Origin of the sequence: Pseudomonas aylmerensis (genome assembly GCF_001702265.1) — a bacterium.
GTDB lineage: Bacteria > Pseudomonadota > Gammaproteobacteria > Pseudomonadales > Pseudomonadaceae > Aquipseudomonas > Aquipseudomonas aylmerensis.
In genome coordinates this window covers 26,934-48,238 of the sequence record NZ_MAUE01000002.1, presented here as the reverse complement: position 1 = coordinate 48,238, position 21,305 = coordinate 26,934, and the positions used below count along the sequence as shown (strand labels likewise).

The 21,305-nt window shown below is 63.5% G+C and carries 16 protein-coding genes; 2 read left to right on the top strand and 14 right to left on the bottom strand.

Features of this window, described 5'->3' with window-relative positions; all coding sequences use genetic code 11:
• The 14 genes from BBG20_RS01015 to BBG20_RS00950 form a co-directional block, all read right to left on the bottom strand.
• Positions 1–1,725 carry a ShlB/FhaC/HecB family hemolysin secretion/activation protein gene (locus BBG20_RS01015; RefSeq protein ID WP_065899524.1) on the bottom strand — a complete coding sequence of 575 codons (1,725 nt, stop codon included), beginning with the start codon at positions 1,723–1,725 and terminating at the stop codon, positions 1–3.
• Between the two features lie 365 nt (positions 1,726–2,090).
• On the bottom strand, positions 2,091–2,573 hold the full coding sequence (gene pgaD / locus BBG20_RS01010; RefSeq protein WP_065899523.1) for a poly-beta-1,6-N-acetyl-D-glucosamine biosynthesis protein PgaD: 483 nt from the start codon (positions 2,571–2,573) through the stop codon (positions 2,091–2,093).
• Between the two features lie 2 nt (positions 2,574–2,575).
• Positions 2,576–3,916, bottom strand: a complete 1,341-nt coding sequence (pgaC, locus tag BBG20_RS01005; RefSeq protein ID WP_065899522.1) for a poly-beta-1,6-N-acetyl-D-glucosamine synthase — start codon at positions 3,914–3,916, stop codon at positions 2,576–2,578.
• Positions 3,917–3,918: 2 nt separating this feature from the next.
• On the bottom strand, positions 3,919–5,916 hold the full coding sequence (gene pgaB / locus BBG20_RS01000; RefSeq protein WP_065899521.1) for a poly-beta-1,6-N-acetyl-D-glucosamine N-deacetylase PgaB: 1,998 nt from the start codon (positions 5,914–5,916) through the stop codon (positions 3,919–3,921).
• 12 nt (positions 5,917–5,928) lie between these two features.
• Positions 5,929–8,409: a poly-beta-1,6 N-acetyl-D-glucosamine export porin PgaA gene (pgaA, locus tag BBG20_RS00995; RefSeq protein ID WP_065899520.1), complete on the bottom strand. Its 2,481-nt coding sequence runs from the start codon at positions 8,407–8,409 to the stop codon at positions 5,929–5,931.
• A gap of 299 nt (positions 8,410–8,708) precedes the next feature.
• A complete protein-coding gene (locus BBG20_RS00990) occupies positions 8,709–10,205 on the bottom strand; it encodes a YdgA family protein (protein WP_065899519.1) in 1,497 nt (498 codons plus the stop codon).
• A 147-nt stretch (positions 10,206–10,352) separates the two neighbouring features.
• Complete coding sequence (locus tag BBG20_RS00985; protein WP_065899518.1) at positions 10,353–10,985, bottom strand: NADH:ubiquinone oxidoreductase subunit N; 633 nt, start codon at positions 10,983–10,985, stop codon at positions 10,353–10,355.
• An 81-nt stretch (positions 10,986–11,066) separates the two neighbouring features.
• Entirely contained in the window at positions 11,067–12,509 is a 1,443-nt protein-coding gene (locus BBG20_RS00980; protein WP_065899517.1) for an efflux transporter outer membrane subunit, read from the bottom strand.
• Positions 12,506–13,396: an efflux RND transporter periplasmic adaptor subunit gene (locus tag BBG20_RS00975; protein ID WP_065899516.1), complete on the bottom strand. Its 891-nt coding sequence runs from the start codon at positions 13,394–13,396 to the stop codon at positions 12,506–12,508. Before BBG20_RS00975 ends, BBG20_RS00980 begins: the two co-directional genes overlap by 4 nt.
• On the bottom strand, positions 13,393–13,602 hold the full coding sequence (locus tag BBG20_RS00970; RefSeq protein ID WP_012721577.1) for a DUF1656 domain-containing protein: 210 nt from the start codon (positions 13,600–13,602) through the stop codon (positions 13,393–13,395). The genes BBG20_RS00975 and BBG20_RS00970 overlap by 4 nt, the downstream gene beginning before the upstream one ends.
• Entirely contained in the window at positions 13,599–15,677 is a 2,079-nt protein-coding gene (locus tag BBG20_RS00965) for an FUSC family protein (RefSeq protein ID WP_065899515.1), read from the bottom strand. The genes BBG20_RS00970 and BBG20_RS00965 overlap by 4 nt, the downstream gene beginning before the upstream one ends.
• Positions 15,674–16,084 (bottom strand): MarR family winged helix-turn-helix transcriptional regulator, encoded by a 411-nt coding sequence (locus tag BBG20_RS00960; RefSeq protein WP_065899514.1) that lies wholly within the window; start codon positions 16,082–16,084, stop codon positions 15,674–15,676. Before BBG20_RS00960 ends, BBG20_RS00965 begins: the two co-directional genes overlap by 4 nt.
• A 265-nt stretch (positions 16,085–16,349) precedes the next feature.
• Positions 16,350–16,595: a DUF2789 domain-containing protein gene (locus BBG20_RS00955; RefSeq protein WP_065899513.1), complete on the bottom strand. Its 246-nt coding sequence runs from the start codon at positions 16,593–16,595 to the stop codon at positions 16,350–16,352.
• 33 nt (positions 16,596–16,628) lie between these two features.
• Entirely contained in the window at positions 16,629–18,233 is a 1,605-nt protein-coding gene (locus BBG20_RS00950) for a glycosyltransferase family 39 protein (RefSeq protein ID WP_065899512.1), read from the bottom strand.
• Positions 18,234–18,412: 179 nt separating this feature from the next.
• Between BBG20_RS00950 and BBG20_RS00945 the strand changes: the two genes are divergently transcribed.
• Both BBG20_RS00945 and BBG20_RS00940 read left to right on the top strand, forming a co-directional pair.
• A complete protein-coding gene (locus BBG20_RS00945) occupies positions 18,413–20,578 on the top strand; it encodes an outer membrane assembly lipoprotein YfiO (protein WP_065899511.1) in 2,166 nt (721 codons plus the stop codon).
• A complete protein-coding gene (locus BBG20_RS00940; RefSeq protein WP_065899510.1) occupies positions 20,575–21,279 on the top strand; it encodes a DUF3142 domain-containing protein in 705 nt (234 codons plus the stop codon). Before BBG20_RS00945 ends, BBG20_RS00940 begins: the two co-directional genes overlap by 4 nt.
• The last annotated feature ends 26 nt before the right edge of the window (positions 21,280–21,305 follow it).

Genomic DNA, 21,305 nt, shown 5'->3' with positions numbered 1-21,305 from the left:
TTACAGGAAGAAATCCAGGCGGAAGTAGATCGGCGCTTCGCGCTCGGTCACCACGCCAGGTCGCTCCAGGGAATGGGCAAACGTCACACTGGTGCTGACGTATTTGCCCCGCGCGAACAACTCAACGGAGTTGCTCGACACCCGGCCATGCTGGGTGTCGTTGTAACGGTCATTGCGAATCACGCCCTGGTCGTAACCGACGCCGGCGCCGTATTCGAGCAAGGCCGGGCGCAGCCAGCCGACCGTGACCGGACGGGTCCAGCGCAGGTCGTTGCGCCAGTAGCCGCCGCTGTCACCGTTCAGTTGCTGGTCCTTGAACCCGCGCACCGAGTAGGAGCCGCCCAGGCTCATGCGTTGCGACGGATACAACACATCTTCACTGCGCTGCCCGGTGGCCAGGCTGGTGAAACTGAACGACTCGCCCCACAGCGTGAACGGCTGCAGGTAGCTGGCGGTGGCTGTGTATTTACGGTAGCGAGGGGTGGGCGTGAGGTTGCCGAAGCCGTCGCGACGCTGTTCGTCGCGCTGGGCATCGAAGGCGCCGATGCCGTTTTGCATGCCAACGTCCAGGTTGACGAAGGCACTGGCGATCCGCCGCCCGTGGCTGAGGCCGACCTGGAACTCACTGAGGCGGTTGCTGCTGACGCCCAGGCGCTCGTCGTTGATGTAGTTGTTGGTGCGCAAATGAGTGAGGCCGACGTTGACCGAAGTCTTGCTCACGTCATCGCGATGCACTACGCGCTCGGCGCGCAGCTGGTGGTTCTGGCTGTCGCCCGTCTGCTTGTATTTGTAGCCCTGGAGGTCACCTGGCGTGCGGTAGTCGCTTTCACTGTAGCTGTAGCTGAAGTTCCACCAGCCCCACGGCAGGTTGTAGTAGAGCATGCTGCTTTTCGAGGTTTTCTGGTGGTCGCTGATCGCGTCGTGGCCGCCGCGCACTATCAACTGGTCAGCCAGGCCCAGCGGGCTGTCCCACTCCAGGCCCGCGCCCCATTGCTGTTCGCCGGTGCTTTTCTGCCCGTCATTGTTGCGCGACAGGCTGGCGCGCCAGGGCTTTTGCGGCTGGTTTTTCACCACCACTTCGCTGCCGCCGACCTGGCTGCCGGGGATCAATTCCATCTGCGCCTGCTTGGACGGCAAGCGGCTGAGCTGGTCCACCAGTTGCTCGACTTCACGCAGGTTGAGCGCCTCGCCGACCTTGCCGGGAAACGCCATGGCCAATTCACGGTCGGTCACGCTGCTGCCCTCGGCGCCCTTCAGGCCTTCGAGCTTGCCTTCCACCACCAGCACCTGGAGGTGACCGCTGGAGAGGTCTTGTTGCGGCAGGTAGGCGCGGCTGGTGACCCGGCCCTTGGCGATGTAATAGTCGGTGATGACCTTGAGCAGTTCATTGAGCTGTGCCACGCCCAGGCACTGGCCGATATAGGGCTTGAGCAGGCGCGTGCGGTCGGCGGCGGACAGGCTGTCGGCGCCCTTGAGTTCGATGTCCTGGATCGGGAAGCAGCGGGTATCGACGGGCGTGGCCGGCGCCTGGGCCTTGGTGTCTTTGCCGGGCAGGTCCTGAAGTTCTTCCAGGCGCCGGCGCTGCTCTTCGAGAAGGCGGTTCTGGCGGTCGCGAATCAGGTCCTGATCCCCTGGCGTAGGGGCGGCCATGGCACTGTTCATACTCAAATAAGCGAGCAGGAAAGTGCACAGCAAATACCGAGTCCGTGGCGATAACAAAGACATGTTCGATCCGTCGAAAATCAAGGGGCGGCAAACTAACATCGAACTTGCGCCAACCCAAGAAGCTGGATTAGTTGCACAGCCGTACTAGTTACTCACTTAACCTATTGATTAATAACAACTAAAAATCATCAAAAAGAAATACAGCCTGTGACTGGCAGTATTATTCCGACAAGCGGCAATAGTTTTGATGGCGATTCGTCGGAGAACTTGAAAGTTGCCATTAGTTAGCCATCAAGTTCTTGCCGAGATAAGTTAGTACCGGAAAAGGCAGAAAAGTTCGCGGCGTTTTTGTGAATTGGATCCCACTTATCGGTATTAACCAAGAGTGTTCCCACATTGCGCGGGAACACTCTCCAGCGTAAATCCTAGCTGGCGTCCTTGTTGCGATCCTGGCCAGGCACCAGGGTCAGCCCCGGCTTTTCCACATCCCGCGAGACATGGGATTTGACCTCCGCCACACCGCCGTCGTCGTCATTGTGGATCACCAGCACGCCAGGCCGGCGCAGTTGCTCCAGGTCACCCTCGCCGAGGCTGAAGCTGTCGCTCAGGTTCTGGTCGGTGAGGGCCTTGGCCTCGGCGCGACGCTGGGCGAACTTGCGACCCCGGCGTTGCTGGTAGCGCGCCCAGCTGATCAGGATCACGGCGTTGAACAAGGCAATCCACAGGTAAACCTGCAGGGTGTTGAGCGCCGCAAAAATCGGCGCCTCGATACGTGGACCGCCGTGGGTGTCGAGCATCGAGGTAATCCCGCGAGCCAGTAGCCAGATCAAGCCGGCCCAGGCCATCAGGGTCAACAGCACATCGATGATCCACATCACGGAGCGTTGGCGGGTTCTGACCAGTTTCATGCTCACGCCTCCTCTTCAAGGGGTTTGATACCGCGATCCGGGCTGACCCAGCGGGCGCGCTTCTGGTGCTGGTTGAACAGCACCTTGGGGAAACTGACCAAAGTGGTGAACAGGCTGACCAGCCAGAACACCATCGGGTACCACACGGTCCAGAACAGGGTTTTCCACAGGTCTTTCTCGTAGCGCCGGTCAATCAGGATGCTCACCGCAAACTGCACCAGGCACACCATCGCCAGCACCAGCCCGGTAAACGCCGGCGGCACCAGGGAGTCCACGGTAATTGCCTGTGGCAGCGGGATGAATTTACCCACGCCCCAGAAGATCACCGACAGCAGGAAGGTGAAGGCCCATCCTGTGGACAGGCAGTACTCGAACAGCAACGGCCACAGGTAGCGGTGGCGCCACTGCCAGATGCCACGGATATTCTTGAACAGCACCTCGGCGCCGCCCTGGGCCCAGCGCAGGCGCTGCTTCCACAGGCCGCCGACGGTTTCCGGCATGAGGATCCAGCACAGTGCACGCGGCTCGTAGAAGATGCTCCAGTGATCGAGCTGCAGCTTCCAACTGACGTCGATGTCCTCGGTGATCATGTCGGTGCTCCAGTAGTCGATGCGGTCCAGCGCTTTCTTGCGAAACGCCACCACCACACCCGACACCGTGAAGATCCGCCCGAACACCCGCTGGGTGCGCTTGATCAAGCCGATGATCGACGAGAACTCGCCCACCTGCACCCGCCCGATCAGCGTCGAGCGCGTACGAATCCGTGGGTTGCCGGTGACGGCGCCCAGGCGCGGGTTGTCGAGCATCGGCGCAACCATGTAGGCCGCCGCATTCTTATCCAGCAACGCGTCGCCATCGATGCACACCAGGTATTCGCTGCGCGCGGCCACCGCGCCCATGCGCAACGCCACCGCCTTGCCCTGGTTCTGCGCCAGGTGCAATACGCGCAGGCGTGGCTGCTGCAAGGCCAGGGCATCCAGTACTGCGGCGGTGTTGTCGGAGGATCCGTCGTTGACCGCAATCACCTCGATATTCGGGTACACCTGGGCCAGCGCGGCCTCCATGGTGTCGGCGACGTTTTCGCCCTCGTTGTAGCAAGGGATGATGATCGAGATCAGCGGGTTGCCGGCCAGCACCGGCGCCGGGGTGTCTTCTTCCCACGGCCAGTGGCGCTCCCAGTGCAACCAGAAATACAGCCCGCCGGCGATCCACAGCGCCGACATGAACAGCGGGTAGAAAAACACGAAGTCCATCAGGAACTGCCCGGTGACCAGGAAGATCAGGCCCAGGGGCACACCCAACACCAGTGCCAGCACGAATAACGCCAGGATTCTGTCGAACATGGTCAAGGGTTCCATTGGTTGGAAAGAGCCGGACGCACTGTCTTCAGATCCGGCGAGTTTTCCAGGAAGTTGTCCGGGTAATAACCAAAACTCGTGACCCCCTGGCGTTTGAGTACACCCATCCACTGTGCCATCTGCGCCCCGTCGATATCGGGCGCGGCCTGGGTGCGCCAATCCTTGGCTTGCAGTTCGAATACGGTCCGTTGCAGCGCACCGGGGCGCGCCTTGACCGTGGCGACCAATTTTTCCAACCAGGCATTGGAGTTCTTCAGCGTTTCGCCTTCCATCAGCGGCATGGCCATGGGCGCGGTCCAGTCGTAGGTCTGGAGGAAGTCATCGAGGTTCTGCGCGAACCAGGCTTCGCTGCCGGGGTTGAGCATCGGCTCGGCGAAGATATTGCGCGCGGTCTGCACCTGCGGCCCACGGATGGCGCGGACCTTGGCAGTCAGCTCCTGGGTGAAGTCGATCAGGTAGCGACTCTTGAAGCGTGTCCAGCGCTGCATCACGGCCGGGTCGGCGCGCAGGGCGGCGATGGTGTCGGGCAGGCCGTTGGCGGCGTAGGCCTTGAGCGCCGCCGGGCTCGCGTCTTCGAAGTCCGAGAGGATCGCATCGTCGTGGAACAGCACGCCGTCGACAGCGGTGTTGCGCGCCAGGTCTTCGTAGATCTCGCCGATCTGCTGGCGCACTTTCGGATCGAACGGCGACAGGCGCTTGTACTGGTCCGGATCAAGGCCGAGCTGGCCGGTCTTCGGGTCCCAACGGGTGACGCGCGGCAACGCCGGGTCGAGGGCAAAACTGAGCACCGGCATCCACGCGAAAATCGCCACATGACCACGGGTACGCAGTTGCCAGGTCACGCGGTTGAACAGGTCGCGGCGCACCGGCAGGTGGCGGTTGGGAAAGTACAGCGAATGCACCAGGCCGTCGCCCTTGGGGTCGGCGAAGGCTTGCAGGAACACGGTGCTCACGCCCATGTCCACCACGCGCTGCACCAACTGGTCGAGGTTGCGCGCCTCCTGGGCCGGGTCAGGGTCGTAGACGTTGTCGAGGTCGACATGCAGCACGCGCATCGAGGCCTTGGTCTCGGTGCCGACAATCGCGTTGGCGTAGTGCTCGCCGTCCGGGTCGGACGCCACCAGAAAGCGCGGGCTGCTCTTGAGGTTGGCGAGGTCGTCGAGGCCGTCGTCCAGGGTCAGGGCCATCTGGTAGCCCTGCTCGCCCACAACGGCCAGGGACGTGCCATCGGCGGCGCCATAAGGCCACACCCACACACGCGGCGCCTTGCCGGTGACGGCGCGCAGCTTGTTGGAGATGGCCGTCACGTCGGCACGCATCCGCGCCTGGAACTGCGCGTCGGTTTCGTACTTGCCGGTAGCGGCATCGTAGCGCCGTGTGGCGGCGGCGGGCTCCAGGTTGCCCTGGGGGTTGGCCAGGATGCCGGTGTGGCTGGCGTCGGTATGCGCGGCGATTTCCACCAGGCCCGATTGGGAAATCTCCTTCACCTGCTGCCAGGTGAGGAAGTCCGAGCGCGCGCGGGGCGTGCCGGCGAAGTCCACCGGTTTGTTCAGCGGCGTGTCGATCCAATAGCCCACCGGGGCCAGGATCGCCGGCCAATGATAGGCCCGCAGGATCGGCATCACGCGGGTGTAGAAACTCGAATAACCGTCGTCGAAGCTGAGCAGGATGGCCTTGGGCGGTAGCTCGCGCCCACCGCTGCGTGCAGCCAGGATCTGGTCGACGCTGACCGGCTGGTAGCCGTTCTCGCGCAGCCAGGCCAATTGGTCGATCAACCGCTCGGTGCGCACCGCCACCACCGCCTGGTCCGGGTCGCGATCCTCGACATCGTGGTAGGCGATGCCGAGGAAATGGTTCTTCGGCCACGGCGCCTCATTGGGCGGCGTCGGCCGCTCGGCGGGTGGGATGTAAGGCGCGGGTTGCTGGGCGCAGGCACTGGCCAGCAATACACCCAGGACCAACAAGCAACGGCTGAGGACGGTCATGGTCAGGCTCTTCTAGAAACGGTAAGTGAGGTCGACGAGCAGGCGCAGATCGCGTTCGCGATCGCCGTCATAAGGTCGGCTGATCAAGCTCAGGTTGGCGCCGGCTTCCAGCACGTCATTCCAGCGAATGCGTTGGCCGTAGCCGATCAGGCCGACCCCGCCGGTGGAGTAGTCGCGCTGGCTATAGGTACCCGCACCGACCTGGAACTGCTGACTCCACTGGGTCTCGTAGCGGTGATAGAGCACATGATTGACGGTGACGCTGGGCAACACGCTGAGGTCCGACTTGGGGTTGAAGTACACCGTGTCGTCCTTGGTGTTGCGGCTCGCGCCGACCTCCAGGCCCAGGTCGACTTGCACATGGGGCGAGCTGTAGATGCCCTCGCGGCCAGTGAGCAAGGCTTCGAGCCGATTGTTGCCGTCGCTGAAGTGGGACGGGCTCAGGGACAGTTTCCACTCGCGGCTTTCATTCGCGCGCCAGCGGATAAAGCCGCTGCCGCCGTTGGCGGTGACGTCGGCGTTCAACGCCCGCAACGGCGTGGTGGCCAGCAGGTAGCCGAGGCTGCCGCCGTATTGCCAGTTGTCGTTGATGTCGCGGGTGATCGACACCGCAGCGCCTTGCTTGGAGCCGTAGCCGTAGGAATGGTTGGAGACTTCAGCCTCCAGGGTCATGTCGCGGGTGCGCTGCTCCACGCCAACCCGCTGGAAACGGTGCTGGCCGGTGCCTTCGGTGAAGTCGGCGGTGGCATAACCGGCGCCGGCGAACACGCGCCAATCTTCATTGATGGGCGGGCTGTAGAGCACGCTTTCGATGCCCCAGTCGCGACTGCCCGCGACCGCGCCCACGTCGTCATTGCCGCCACCGCCGTAGCTTTTACCGGTGTAGGCCTCGACACGCAGCTCGGCCATGTCATGCACATCGCGCAGGCGGCTGAGGCGCTGCACCTGGCGGTTGTCCGGGTTGCGCGCGAGCACGTCGTCGGTCAGCGCGTCCATTTGCCGCCATTCCTGCAGATCCATCGCGGTGTAGGCCTGGCTCACTTCCAGGCCGATGTCGCGCGGCGCCTGGGCTTCGGTTTCCTTGAGGCTGCCCTCGGCCCGGCGCGGCCATTCACGGGCGCGGTACATATCGGCCTGGGCCAGGCGCAAGCCGACGTTGCCCGGGGCCTTGGCCACCAGCGCTTCGAGGCCGGCTTCACTGCCTGGCAGGTCGCCGCCGTAAGTGCCGGCCTGGGCCGACAGTTGTTGCGCATCCATCCAGCTGTCGTTGGGGTTGCCGATCGGCAGGCCCTTGAGTTCCACCCGTGGGTTCTGGCTGTCGGCCAGGTTGCTGGCGACCTCGCGCGCTTCCATCACCTTGTCGCTCTCGAGCAAGGCATAGAACAGCGCGGTGCTGTCTTCGACGTGGTCCGCCGGGTCGGCGTCCGGCGCCGTGATGGCCTGGCGATAGAGTGGCTCGGCCTTTTCCGGCTCGCGCTGGTCGAGGTAGGCGGCGGCGACCCAGCGCACGGCATACGTCGGCAACTGCACGCCTTCGCTCTTGAGGGTTTCGTATTCGCGGATGACCTGCGCCATGCGCGCACGGGCCTTGAGTGCACCGAGGCGGTCGATGCGCCAGCGCACGACGTCGTCATGCGCAGTGGGGTCCGGGGTCCAGCGAGCGAGCAGCTTGTCGTAGTCCTGCAGCGCCCGGTCGGCGATGACATAACGTTCCTGCTCGGTGCGCGTGGCGAACTCGGCCATGCGCACACGCTCGGCCGCCACGTCGCCTTCCAGGCGGCGCTGAGTGACGTCATCCAGCAGGCCCGGACGCTTGGCCGACAGGCGCAGCGCGGCTTCCGGCAAGCGCGCCTTTTGCAGGGCGACGATGTACTCGCGAGCGACTTCAGGCTTGTCGCCAGTGCGGATAAACGCCTGGTCGAATTCAAACAACGCGTCGTAATTGAGACCGGCGCGGGTCAGTGCGTAGCCCAGTGCCATGCGGCGGTTGGGATCGTCCGGCTTGGCCGCCACCAGCGCGCGGGTGCGCTGCACGGCTTCGTTGGCCTGGCCGCCGTCGGCCTGGGTGAGCGCAAGGCCCAGTTGCAGGTCGACATTGTTCGGTTCACGCAGCAGCGCGCGGCGATAGACTGCCTCGGCCTGCGCCCACTGCTTCTGGTTGCGATAGGTGCGCGCAACGGTGGCCAGCGCCTGGGAGGTCAGGTTGCGGTTCGCGCCCTGGGCCTCGTACACCTTCAGCACTTCAGCGTCTTGCCCGGCCCAGCCGGCGATCACCAGATGGTCACTGATCTGGCCTGGCGTCTGGCGCTCGGCGGGCCATTGGCGCAGTTGCGTGAGGGCGGGTGTGAAGTTGCCGTTGCGCGCCTGAATGATCAGGGCGTCATAGGCCGCATCGGCCATGGCGAAGGTGGGGACCAGCAATTGGCTGCACAAGGCGACCCCGATGAGCAGTCGCAACCGTCCTGTGGCACTGAGTGGTAGGTTTCGCAACATATCGTGAGCTTCCTTACACACGGAAAGCTGTAACGATAGGTGGTCCTGAGCAATTTGCCTCAGGGTGTCGGCGTCTCGTGACCCGACCTAGCTTTCCTGTAGGAACTATCCCCGACGCTTGTATCGAAATGGACAATTCAGAACAATTGTTCAGAATTGCCGCAGATTCTGAAAAGCGAATGGGGGAGCGGGGTTGCGTGCGATAAGGGGGTGACGGCAAGGCTACGCGCCGACCGTTTGACCCTTATCGCAGGCAACCCCGCTCCCCCATTATTTATTTCGGGGTGATGGCGAAATTCTTACTGCGCGCCGCTCACCGCACCGACTTTGGACATCACGAAGCCAATGAACTGCTCAACGGTCATCTTCTGGCCGTTGAAGGTCACTTCATTGTTGGCGTAGTGCAGCTTGGACACCACGTCGCTGCCGACCAGGGTCGCCAGTTGCGTGCCGACCGCCATGCCGCTGACCATCTCGCTGGCCATCTGGGATTGCTGCTCGATGGCTTTAGGATCGGTTACACCACCTACCTGCGCTTGCAGGGCGGCCACGTCGGCGATCATTGGCTTGGACAGGGTCAGGTTGGCGTCGAGCAGGGACACCATCTGCTTGCCCAGCTCGATCGGTGGCAATTCCATGGAGGCCGGCTTGGCCAGGTCCACGACCAGGCTGAGCTTGCTTTCGCCGTGGGTGGTTTTCAACGACAGGTTTTCCAGCGCCAGGTGCGGCTTGGCGGCCAGCAACTGGTTAACGTTGGCTTCGGCCAGGGTCTGTTCGGCCTCGGTCAGTTGCAGCTCCGGCACCGGTTGGCCGGCAGCGGCGGCGGCTTGCACCGGCTGCATCTTGTCCTGGTACAGCTTGGTCAGCACCAGGCCCGATGGCACGTCGATGTTCTTCAGGCTCACGGCCATGGCAGCGGAGCCAACCGGTTTGCCCTGGTAGCCGATCTCGTCGATCTTGTAGTCAACGCGGCCATCCATGCTGTTGTCTTTGATTTCGCTGGTGTCTTTCTGCTCGAAGCCCTTGAGGGTCAGCACGGCTTTCTGCGGACCGAAGGTCAGCTTGCTGTCGGTCAACTCAACGGTGTTCTGCCCGGTGTAGAAGCCGAAGGTGGATTTCTCCAGGTTGCTGGCCACGGTCAGGCCGGCAAACTCGGCGTCGAACGGCGTGCCATTGGCATCGATCACGGCGATCTTGAGGCTGTTCATGTAGCCATCGGCCTTGACCTTCTTGCCTTCGGCGGTGCTGTCGAAGTCCAGGTTGGCGCCGGAGAAGCTTGCCGAGGACGTTTCGTCCTTGTACTCCAGGGGCAGCAGTTCGAGGTTACCGCTGACCGAACGGTTGTAGCCGATATTGGCCACGCCCTTGAGCGGCGACACGTCCTTGGCGGCGGCGAACCATTTTTCGGTGGTGGCGTTCTTTTCCAGTTCGTAGTGACTGGTGGCCATGACCGGCAGCCATTTCAGCGACACCAGGCGCGAGAACGGCAGCGGACCGTGTTCGATATGGTCGACAAACAGCAGTTCGGGATTGGGGTTCTGCTCGCCGAAGAACGAGCCTTGCGCCTTGAGGCGGTAGTGCGCGGTGCTGCTGAACAAGCCACGGTCCAGGGAGACCAGTTCCAGGGCGACGCTGCCGTCGACGCCGGCCATGGACCGTTGCAGTTCCTTGTTGGCGTCCTGCACCGCCGTTTGCAGCACGGGCTCCAGCTGCTTACCGGTGTACCAGGCGCCGCCTGCACTGACGACGCCAACGGCGACAACGAAACCCAAAAGAACAACTGCTGGCTTATTCATGAAGTGACCTGATCAAATCCTGTGAGAAGTGGGCTGTCTTCCTTGAACCCCAAAGGGGTTGGCTCAAGCCCGCCGAAAGCGGGGGAAGATTAGCACTGGCGGCCGCGGACGGCCCAGCTTTTCAGAGGGGTCAGGCGTGCAGTTGGTTCACGAGTACTCCAATTCGATCTCGTCGAGCTGGTGGTCAAAACTCTTCAGGCGCGCGGTCCAGGTGTATACCAGCACCTCAAACTCGCGGTGTATGACGGCATTGCCCGGGGTGTCGGTCTTGGGGTCGCAGAAGTCCAGTTGGTAGCGCTCGCGGGCCATCTGCGTGGCGACATCGGACAATTCCCGCGCGTTATTCAGCCAATGCCTACCCTCGGCGACCTGCTGATCGAGGGCCACGCATTGTTTTTTCAGGACTTCGAGGCTTTTTTCCAGGGGCGTGCCAGTGAGGTCGCCCATGACTTCCTGGAAGGTGCGCCCAGGCTGCCAGTAGCTGCCCCAGAAATAGCGGTCGAACACGGTTTCGACCCGGCGCAGGGCAACCTTGGTGTCCCAGATGGCCACGCGGGTCTTGCCTTGTTCGAGGAGCTTTTTCTTCACGCGTTGATTTTGGTAGGAGGCCCACGCCACGACGCCGATGGACAGCGTGCCAATCACCAGGCACGCGCTGTCGAGAAACACCATGGCCTTGTCGATCTGATGGGCAAGCATGACGCCGTAGAAATAGGCAGCCGATAACAACACCAGTGCGAAGCACACGCACCAGAAAGCGGGAGCATAAGGGTTTTTCATTATTGGAATCCCCATGAGCAAACGCGAGCAGTGTCAGGCGGATCGTCACGGCGATCCACCTGACAAAGCATAGCTACCTGCTCAGGGTTTGCTGCCCTGTGACGCTTGCGTTCGTCCGCTTTCCCAACCACCGCCCAGGGCCAGGAACAGATCGATCTGGCTCATGGCAACCTGAGTGTTGGCCGCGGCCAGTTGCGCGCGGACGTCGGTGTAGGTGCGGGTGGCCTGCAGGTCGGCCAGGAACGACGCGCGGCCGGCCTGGAAGAAGCGGTGGGTCTGGTCGGCGGCTTCCCGTGCGGACTCGCCGGCCTCGGCCAGCGCGTCGCGCCGTTGCAACTGCGCGGTGTATTGCGCGAGGCCGGTCTGGGTCTCGCGGATGGCATTCAGCACCACGCCATCGAAGTGGGCCAGGGCACCCTGGGTCGCGGCTTCGGCTTCGTGGATGCGCGCACGCGCGCCATTGGTGGGTAACGACCAGCTGATCAGCGGGCCAAACCCCCAGCGGTTGGTGGGAGCGGTACCCAGGTCGTCGAGGATACCGACGGTGCCCACCGTGGCGCCGATGCTGATGTCCGGGTACAGCGCACCGGTCGCCACGCCGATACGCGCGGTGGCAGCGGCGAGTTGACGCTCGGCCTGGCGTACGTCGGGACGGCGCTTGAGCAGGGCCGCGCCGTCGCCCACCGGCAACAACTGGGCGATGTGCGGCAGCTCGGCGCAGGTGGCGGTGCCGGCCGGCAGTTGGTCCAGCGGCTTGGCCAGCAGCATCGACAGGCGGAACAGCCCGGCCTGGCGCGCCGCTTCGTAGCGCGGCATGTCGGCACGCAGGGATTTGTATTGGGTCTGCGAACGGGTTACCTGGGTTTCATCCCCACGCCCGGCGTCGCGCAGGCGCTGGGTCAGCTTAGTGCTCTGGCCTTGCAGGTCGAGGGATTCGTTGGCAATCGCCAGCTCTTCATTGGCCGCGCAGACCTGGGTATAGGAGCGCACCACATCGGCCACCAGGGTGATGCGGGCGATATCGGCGGCGGCTTGCGCAGCATCGGCGCTGGCCTGGGCGCTTTCGATACCGCGTTGCAGGGTGCCGAACAGATCGAACTGGTACGAGGTGCTGATGCTGGCGCTGCCGATGTTGGCCACCGGGACTTTTTCCGTCAGCAAATAGGCCTCACCCGACTCCTGCAGGCGCTGCGCCTCGGCCTTGGCACCGGCACTCCAACCGCCGGCGGATTCAGCTTCCTGAGTCTGGAAACGCGCGCGTTGCAGGTTGGCGGCGGCCACGCGCAGGTCAGTGTTGGAGGCCATGGCCTGGCGCACCAACTCATCCAGGCGTGGGTCCTTGTAGAGCTTCCACCAGTCGGCCGGCACCGGCGCCGACACCACATTGTTGCCCTCGCCCGCCAGCTGCCCTTGCAGGTCGCCACGGTTGACGGCGGACTTTTCCGGCAGCTTGTAATCCGGCCCTACCACCTGGCAGGCCGACAGCAACAACCCCAACGCAGCGGTTGCCAGGAGCTGCTTCATGGTTTGTCTCCATCTTTGACCTTGTCACCGATGATCGACACCGTCGCCGTACGCCCGGCGATCATGCGAAAGTCCGCCGGCACATCGTCAAAGGCAATGCGCACCGGGATCCGCTGGGCCAGGCGCACCCAGCTGAACGCCGGGTTGACGTTGGGCAGCAGGTTGGAGCCGCTGGTGCGGTCACGGTCTTCGATACCGGCGACGATGCTTTGCACATGGCCGCGCAGACGCGCGTTGTCGCCGATCACGCGGATGTCCACGCTCATGCCGACGTGGATGCCGTCGAGCTTGGTCTCCTCGAAGTAGCCGTCGATATGGAACGAGTTGCTGTCCACCACCGACAGCACCGGGCGCCCGGCCGTCACGAACTCCTGGGCACGCGGCGCACGGTCGTTGACGTAGCCGTCCACCGGGCTGCGGATCACCGAGCGGTCGAGGTTGAGCTGGGCGGAATCCACCGTCACCTGGGCTTCGGCCAGGGCCGATTGCGCACGGGCCACGCGCGATTGGCTTTCTTCCAGTTGCTCGCTGGGCACCAGGTTGCCGAGGCCACGGTTACGCTTGTACTCGCGCTGGGCCTGGGCCAGGGTTTCCTGGCGGTCGGCCACGGCGGCCTGGGCTTGGCGCAGGGCCAGCTTGAAGCGGTCCTGGTCGACGGCGAACAGCACCTGGCCCTTGGTCACCAGTTGGTTGTCGCGCACCTCTACCTGCTGGATCAGCCCGGAGACGTCCGGGGCGATCTGCACGATGTCGGCACGGATGTGCCCGTCACGGGTCCAGGGTGCAAACATGTAGTACATGACCATGCGCCACACAACGACAACCGCGAACGTCACGATCAACAACGTGAGGACTACACGGCCGATGGTCAAAAAAGGTTTTTTCATGTCATCAGGTATCGACTGAGTGAGTCCACCGCGCCCAGCAACAGCGCGTAGAGCCCCACATTGAACAATGCCCGGTGCCAGACCAGGCGATAGAAGTGGACGCGGGTCAACAGCCCGTGCACCACCAGGAACAACACGTACGTAATGCCCATCAGCACCAGCAGCGTGGGCAGGAACACCCCGCTGATATCCAGATCACCGATCATAAAGGCGCTCCATCAGGCAGCGGCGCTTCCATCTCCGTGCCACCAATAAATTCCACCCCCGGCAGCAGCGACAGGCGCAGGCCGGCCAGCGCATGCAGCAAGTGCAGGCGGGTGTCGTCTTCGTCTTGCAGGCCCTGGCCGTTGAGCGCGCGCCGGGTGCGGTCGAGGGTCATCAGCAGACCGCTGGGCGCGGGCAAGCGTTCACCCGCCTTGAGGCAGGCCTTGAAGTAACCGCCCACGCCTTCCACCACCTGGTTGAGCAGCACGCGCGGCACGCCGTAGATGCGCGGCGAGTACGCCAGCAGATCGAGCAGGTTGAGCGCCACGCGCAAATCGCGCAGGGCGGTGCCGGTGTCCTGGTTGATCAGGGCCAGGCGCGGCAGGTGCTGCATCAGGCGGTCGAGCATCTGCACGGCCATGTGCCGGTGTTCGGCCAGGGTCGCAGGCTCGGTGAGGCTGACGATGTCGCGCCAGCTGAAACGGGTCAGGCGCTTGGCCGCCAGCTCGGCACCGAAGGGCCGCGCGATCAGCGTCCACACGAACGCGAACAGCAGGCCCACGGGCCCGGCCAGGTTGACGTTGGCGAAGTTGAGGAAGTCCGCGTCGTAGGCGCCCTGGATGCTGATGAACGACGAGGTATTGACCAGCGTCAGCAGCATGCCGAGGTAGAAACGCGGCTGCACGGTGAGCGTGCCGATGCAGATAAACGGCACCGCGAACGCCAGTACCAGCATCGGGAAGTCATGCAGGTTGGGCAGCACCAGGAACAGGTACAGGCTGGCGAACAGCACCGACATGGCAGTCCAGAAAAAGAACCGGTAGATCTGCGGCGCCGGGTCGTCCATCGAGGCGAAAAAGCTGCAGGCCACCGCGGCCAGGATCACTGCACTGCCGCCGTCGGTCCAGCCGAGCAGGATCCACAGCACCGAGGCGACGATGATCGCGGTGACTGTGGAAAACGCCGAGTAGAACATCAGGCCACGGTCGAGAAACGGCGTGAGCCGGCCCAGTCTCCAGTGGCGGTAGACCGCGCGCCAGGTGTCCTGGCTTTCGCACTGGATGGCGGCTTGCAGGCTGCGGCAGTCCTGCCACAGGTCGATCCATTCGCCAAGGCGATACAGCGCATTGGAAAACAGCAGCGTGTGGCGGTCGTCCAGGGCTTCGCTTTCGGGTTGCAGGGCGTCGAGTTGGTCACGCAGGGCACGCCAGGCTTCGAGCGGCGCAGCGTGCGTGGTGCTTTCCAACCATTGCCGGGAGGCTTCCAGTACCGGCGTGATGCGCTCGAGAAACTCCGGCGCGCGATGCTCCAGGGCATACAGGGCATCGTCGAGGGCATCCACCACCGGCAACAGGTGGATCATGCGCCCGCGCAATTCCTTGGTGTTGCGCACCGTCTGCGGCCGCGCGCCTTCGTGAGGCAACTGGCCGATCATCAATTCCAGGGTGTTGAAGGTGGCGACCATGCCGCCACGCAAGGTGCTGACCTCTTCCGGCTGCACATTGCGGCTGAGGAAACGCAGGCTGTAGACCTGCGCGTCGGCAAACCACTTGGCCACCGAGCCGTCGAACACCGGCATCAGGCGACGCGGCCAGAACATCGCACCGACCACCGCCGCGACCGCGATGCCCAGGAAGATTTCTTCTGTGCGCGCCTCGGCCACATCCCACACGGCCAGCGGGTTATCCACCACCGGCAGGGCGATCAGCGGCAAGGTGTAGCCAGCCAGCATCAAGGCGTAGTTGTTGGCGGTGCGCAGGTGCATGGAGAGGAACAGCAGAATCCCGGTCCACAGCGCGATCACCACCACAAGCACGTAGGGCGACTGCACGAACATCGGCACAAAAACCACCGCCGCCGCCGCGCCCATGAAGGTGCCGATGGCGCGGTACAGGGCCTTGGAGCTGGTGGGCCCGACAAACGGGCTGGAGACGATATACACCGTGGCCATCGCCCAATACGGGCGCGGCATCTGCATGAGCATGGCGATATACAGGGCGATCATCGACGCCGCAAAGGTGCGCACGCCGTAGAACCAGTCGCGGGCCGGTGGAAAACCGGTAAAAAATCCGTTCAAAGTGTCGCCGCCTCAAAGGCACGCAATACCCGCAGAGCCGCTTCCAGGTCGTTCGCAGCGATGTCTGCCAGCACGTCCTTGCGCAGGCGCACCAGTTGTTCTTCAACCGCTTGCACCAGCTCGCGCCCACGCTCGGTGAGGCTCAAGGCCTTGGCCCGGCGGTCGTGGACATCTTCGGTGCGGCACACGTAGCCGCCGCTGCACAACTGGTCGAGCAGGCGCACCAGCGACGGGCTTTCCATGCCGGAGGCCTGGGCCACCTTGACCTGATGCACACCGTCGCCCAAGCGGCCGATCATCAACAACGGCACGGCGCAGGCTTCGGAAATACCATAGCTCACCAGCGTGGTCTGGCAGATTTTGCGCCAGTTGCGGGCGCCCACCACCATGCTGCTGCTGAGGTTCATCTGGAGTTGTTCGAGGGTCTGGGACACTGAATAATTCGCATACAGTTAGTTTGCTAACTATCAATATGGTGGATGGATCCAGAGCCGTCAAGTTTTGAAACAATTTGCCGGATGGGTGGTGGACACGCTGGGGTAAGTAAAGCGGGATTCGGCGCGGGCGCTGGATTTTCAGCGGGGAAGGCTACTTGGCAGCACCTCTGTGGGAGAGGGCTTGCTCCCACGTGCAGATCAGTGATGGATTCAAAGCGAGTGAGGCACAGGCCGCCTAGCCCCCTCGCCCACCGCGCAACATCAGGTTCAACTCATCCACCACTTCAGCCCAATCCGCATCCTCCAGAATCTCCTCGCGCAGAAACGCGCGCTGACTCTCTGACCAGAAAAACGCCTCCGCCAGGCTCAAATCCGGCTTGAGCGGCGAATGCACCGCCACAAACTGCTCGATACTCACCGGGTCATCCGGCAACCCCAGTTGTTTGAACAGTGACGGCAAGCTGTGCACGGGCGATTCCATGATGGGCTCCTGCTGGAAGTGGTTTAACCGAGTCTAGCGGCAGCCCTCGGGTTGCGCCGACGGCACGTTGCACAACACAAACAGACGCGCCCTCGCGCCGCCGCCGTCCTGACGACTCAGCTCGCGCCAACCCTCGGGCAGCGGGGCGAAGTCATCCGGCGCCTCGTTGCTGCTGATCAGCCACACGCGACGGCTTTCGACAGGCAGCGCCGATAGACGGTCGAGGTAGATGCGCCCGCCGTCCTGGTCCACCAGGGTGCCGAAGCCGTAGGCGTTCGGCCGGGTGGGCGTACCGTCGGGCTTGGGCGGGGTGTAGAGCTGCAATTGCGCATCGGTCTGGTCGTAATACACGTAGCTGAGGTACCACATCATGTCGCTGAGGACGATGCGGTCACCTTCCTGGTAGTTGCGGTTGACGAACTCCACCGGCACGTTGAATTGGTCGTGCTCATCCACCGTGAAGTTGTTTTTGAGGCCCACCAACTCCACGCCGACAAACAGCACGAACAGTGCCGCCCCCAGCAGTGAAAAACGCGCGGGCAGGCGGTCGATGGCCAGCGCCACGAGCATCGGCAAGGCCAGGGCATAGGCGGTGAGATAGCGCTCGATAAACACCGGGGAGATGAACGACACCCCATACACCAGCAACAGCGGCAGCAGCAGAAACAGCGCCAGCAGGCAGGCCGGGCGGTAGCGTTCACGGTCATGCACGGCGGTGATCACCACCACGGCAACCAGCAGCAGCGGGTACAGCCAGAACAGCAGGGGCCAGAAACCGCCGCCTTCATCCTGCAGCACGAACTGCCAGATCATCGACGGCAGGGAGAACAGGTTGACCGGGTCTTCCCAGCCAATATCACCGCCGACTTTGAGCTGGTCGACGTGCTGGACCAAATCCCACAGGTTCGGCAACCACGGCAGGTACAGCAACACAATCACGGCGTTGGTCACCCACCAGGCCGGGCGCGCGAGCAGGCGCTGGCCGCGCGGTTGCGTGCGCCACAGCACACCGAGGTAGGCCCAATGCACCAGCACGCACAGTGCGGTGAAGTAATGGGTGTAGAAACCGGCAGTCATCAACAGCACATACACCGCCAGGTAACGCGTACGCTCGGGTTGGCGCACCCAGTACACCAGCGCCAGCGTGGCAGCCAGCAGCCACACACCCAGCAACGAATACATGCGCACTTCCTGGCTGTAGCGCACTGCCGTGGGCAGCAGCGCCAGCAGGATCCCCGCCAGCACCGCGGCACGCCGGGTGGACAGTTGCCGCGTCAGCCAGATCCCCAGGCCCACGGCGATCACGCCGGGGATCGCACTCATGCCGCGAATCGACAGGATGCTGTCACCGAACAGTTCGATCCAGCCGCGCAGCAGGAAAAAGTACAGCGGCGGATGCACATCATGGGCCGCGTGAAACCACAGGTCGGCCGCCGCGTACTCGCTGAGCAGCAGGCTGGAACCTTCATCGCCCCAGATCGCCGCCGAGGTCAGGCCATAAAAACGCAGGCCCATGGCCAGGGCCAGGATCGGCACCCACCACAATCGGCTGAGCCAACCGGCACCTTCCCACGTGAGTCGATTGAATGCGGGCAACGTCCCGACCTTTTCGTTTTGCTCTACCACAGACCGACGCACCTCGATTTCCCTAGCACTGCCCTGATTGCCTCAGTGCAAACACCGCCACTCTAGGACAAAAGCCCCCGGTTCGCTTCTGGAATCGGACAAATCAGCAATTTGTGTAGGGCTTCACCGAAGCACCCGCAGGAACAGGCTATTATTGGCGCCCTCCAAGGACTCAGGATCAAGGACACGTCATGCGCATCGGTTTTCTGTCACCCCTGGCACTGGCACTGCTCGCCGGTATTTCCCAGCCGGCACTCGCCAGCTCCGACGACTCGTGCTACCCCGACTGGCGGGTCTCGCATGACAGCCTCGATGCGTGCAGCAACCAGCCCTTTCTCAGCCCCGGCAACGACAGTCGCGTGAACCTGCGCTTGCTGCTGGCCGACAAAAAGGCCGCGCCCCTGGCGCCGAATGCCCTGAGCGAGGACGACCTGTCCCAAGGATTCGGCCCGGTGCCGTTCCCGGCATACCGCCTCGTACCGATTCCCGCTGCGAACGAAGCGTCCGACAACCCGCCGGGCAACTCGCGTACAGCCGAACTCGAGACGTTGCTGCAACCCCTGGGCATCCCGCGCGGCGACGTCACGCCCGCCGGTGACGCCTTCCTCAACGGCGAAGGCAGCCGTTGCCGCAGCAACAACGAGGACAGCGCCACCACGTTTATCAGCCAGGTGATCAAGGCCGACATGCCGCCGGCCGAGCGCGACCTGCTGATCAAGGCGCGCCTGCAGTTGCTCGGCACCTGCACCTGGGAGGGCCAGGTGCTCGACGCGCAGCAAACCTCGTCACCCAATGCACAACTGCTGCGCACTTACCTGCAGGCCGCCGCCGACTTCTACAGCGGACGCTTCAGCGATGCCGAACGGGGCTTTGCCGCCGCCAGCAGCAGCGAGCTGCCATGGCTCAAGGAAACCGCGCTGTACATGACCGCGCGCGCGTCGCTCAATCAGGCGCAGGCCGAGGCGTTCGACCAATACGACATGCCGCAGCTCGACCATGTGGATAAGTCCGCGCTGGGCGATGCCGAAGCGGGCTTCCTCGGCTACCTGAAAACTTATCCACAGGGCGCTTATGTGGCCTCTGCCCATGGCCTGCTGCGCCGGGTGCATTGGCTGGCGAACGATGACGACAAGCTCGCCGCCGACTTTGCCTGGCAACTCACCGACGCCAGCGACGCCCAGCGCAATGTGTCGGTGGACGAACTGGTGGAGGAAGCCGACCTCAAGTTGCTGATAGGCAGCAGTCGCCTCGGCGACCCGATGCTGCAGGCGGTCAGGGACCTGATGCTGATGCGCACCCAAAACCCGCCGCGCTTGAGCCGCGAAGATCTCGACAAGCAGAAAGCCACATTTGCCAACGAGCCAGCCCTGTTCGACTACCTGCAGGCGGTGTACGCCTTGTACGTGGAACATCAACCCGAAAATGCCTTGAAGCACCTGCCCCGGGACGTGCCGTCAAACCTGGATTACTTTGCCTTCAGCCAGCAGACCCTGCGCGCCCTGGCGCTGGAAGCCCAGCAAGACTGGAAAGGCGCCGAGGCGCTCTGGCTGCAACTGCTGCCGCTGGCCAAGCAACCACTGCAACGCGATCAGCTGGAACTGGCCCTGGCCATGAACTACGAGCGCAGCGGCCAGTTGGCCAAGGTGTTTGCGGCCGACTCGCCGATCAGCGCCAAGCAGGTTCGCTACATCCTGCTGCGCAACGTCGCCGGGCCTGAGTTGCTGCGTCAGCAAATTGCCCAGGCCAGCGACCCGCTGGAGCGCCAGACCGCGCAATTCGTGCTGCTCTACAAAGACCTGCTGCACGGCCAGTTCGCGACCTTCGCCGAGGACTTCAAGCAACTGCCCGCCCAGGCGCCGGAAGACAAACTGGGCACCAGCCTGGGCTACGTCTACAGCGCCAGCCAGAGCTTGAAACTGTTCCAATGGAACGGCGACAAAGCCGAATCCGGCTATGCCTGCCCGAGCATTTTGCACACCGCCGGGATGCTTCAAGCCGATGCAAAAAACCCACAGGGCCTGAACTGCTTTGGTGAGTTCATCCTGCGCAACGGCCTCGACGGCATGCCGCTTGAGCAAGCGCGCGCTGCCGGTAGCCTGGGCAGCACTGCATCGGACTTCAAGGGTGAGACCTTCTCGCGGCTGGACGGTTACAAGCTCGTCATCGGCAATCCCAAGGCGCCGAAGAATGACAAGGCCTATGCACTGTTCCGCGCCATCAACTGCTACGCGCCCGCCGGCTACAACAGCTGCGGCGGCCAGGACGTCGAGCCGGCCGTGCGCAAGGCCTGGTTCCGCCAGCTCAAGAGCGGATTTGCCGACACCCAGTGGGGCAAGTCGCTGCAGTACTACTGGTGAAGCACCTGTGGCTCGGCTTGCTGTTGCTGGCAAGCCCGGCCTTCGGCTCCGTCGACGCGGGTGACTATGACGCCTTCTGGCTGTGGAGCGGCGTCGCACCGCAGCCGGTGCTCAAGCAGGCCAAGACCCTGTACATCCTCCAGGGCCAGATCAACGCTACACGCCGCGCCCCGCAGCGCGGCGTGCAACTGATCGCCCAGGGCATCAGCGTGCCGCGCCTGACCCGCGGTGAAGTCTGGGTGGTGTATCGCGCCCATACCTTGCACTGGCCGGAACGCGTCTACACCCAACTGCTGGGCCAGGTGCAACGTTGGCGCGACGCGGGCAACCCGGTGGTCGGCATCCAGATCGACTTCGACGCCCGCACCCAATACCTGCACGAATACGCCGACTTCCTGCGCGACCTGCGCCAACGCCTGCCGGCCGACCTGCGCCTGAGCATCACCGGCCTGATGGACTGGAGCAGCAACGCCGACCCCGCCGCCATCGCCCAGCTCAAGGGCGTGGTGGACGAGGTGGTGGTGCAGACCTATCAAGGACGCCAGAGCATCCCGGACTACGCGGCATACCTGCCCCGCATGAATCGGCTGGGGCTGCCGTTCAAGATCGGGCTGATCCAGGGTGGAGAGTGGGATGAGCCTGGGTATTTGCAGGGGAGTGAGTGGTTCAGAGGGTATGTGGTGTTTCTACGGAACCCGTGAAAGGCACAAAACTGTAGGAGCCCGGC

Coding starts and splice junctions, on each gene's coding strand:
- BBG20_RS00945 (WP_065899511.1), top strand. CDS start 18,413: ATGCGCATCGGTTTTCTGTCACCCCTGGCACTGGCACTGCTCGCCGGT.
- pgaD (WP_065899523.1), bottom strand. CDS start 2,573: ATGAAACTGGTCAGAACCCGCCAACGCTCCGTGATGTGGATCATCGAT.
- pgaA (WP_065899520.1), bottom strand. CDS start 8,409: ATGTTGCGAAACCTACCACTCAGTGCCACAGGACGGTTGCGACTGCTC.
- BBG20_RS00955 (WP_065899513.1), bottom strand. CDS start 16,595: ATGGAATCGCCCGTGCACAGCTTGCCGTCACTGTTCAAACAACTGGGG.
- BBG20_RS00975 (WP_065899516.1), bottom strand. CDS start 13,396: ATGAAAAAACCTTTTTTGACCATCGGCCGTGTAGTCCTCACGTTGTTG.
- BBG20_RS00970 (WP_012721577.1), bottom strand. CDS start 13,602: ATGATCGGTGATCTGGATATCAGCGGGGTGTTCCTGCCCACGCTGCTG.
- BBG20_RS00980 (WP_065899517.1), bottom strand. CDS start 12,509: ATGAAGCAGCTCCTGGCAACCGCTGCGTTGGGGTTGTTGCTGTCGGCC.
- pgaC (WP_065899522.1), bottom strand. CDS start 3,916: ATGTTCGACAGAATCCTGGCGTTATTCGTGCTGGCACTGGTGTTGGGT.
- BBG20_RS01015 (WP_065899524.1), bottom strand. CDS start 1,725: ATGTCTTTGTTATCGCCACGGACTCGGTATTTGCTGTGCACTTTCCTG.
- BBG20_RS00960 (WP_065899514.1), bottom strand. CDS start 16,084: ATGAACCTCAGCAGCAGCATGGTGGTGGGCGCCCGCAACTGGCGCAAA.
- BBG20_RS00985 (WP_065899518.1), bottom strand. CDS start 10,985: ATGAAAAACCCTTATGCTCCCGCTTTCTGGTGCGTGTGCTTCGCACTG.
- pgaB (WP_065899521.1), bottom strand. CDS start 5,916: ATGACCGTCCTCAGCCGTTGCTTGTTGGTCCTGGGTGTATTGCTGGCC.
- BBG20_RS00990 (WP_065899519.1), bottom strand. CDS start 10,205: ATGAATAAGCCAGCAGTTGTTCTTTTGGGTTTCGTTGTCGCCGTTGGC.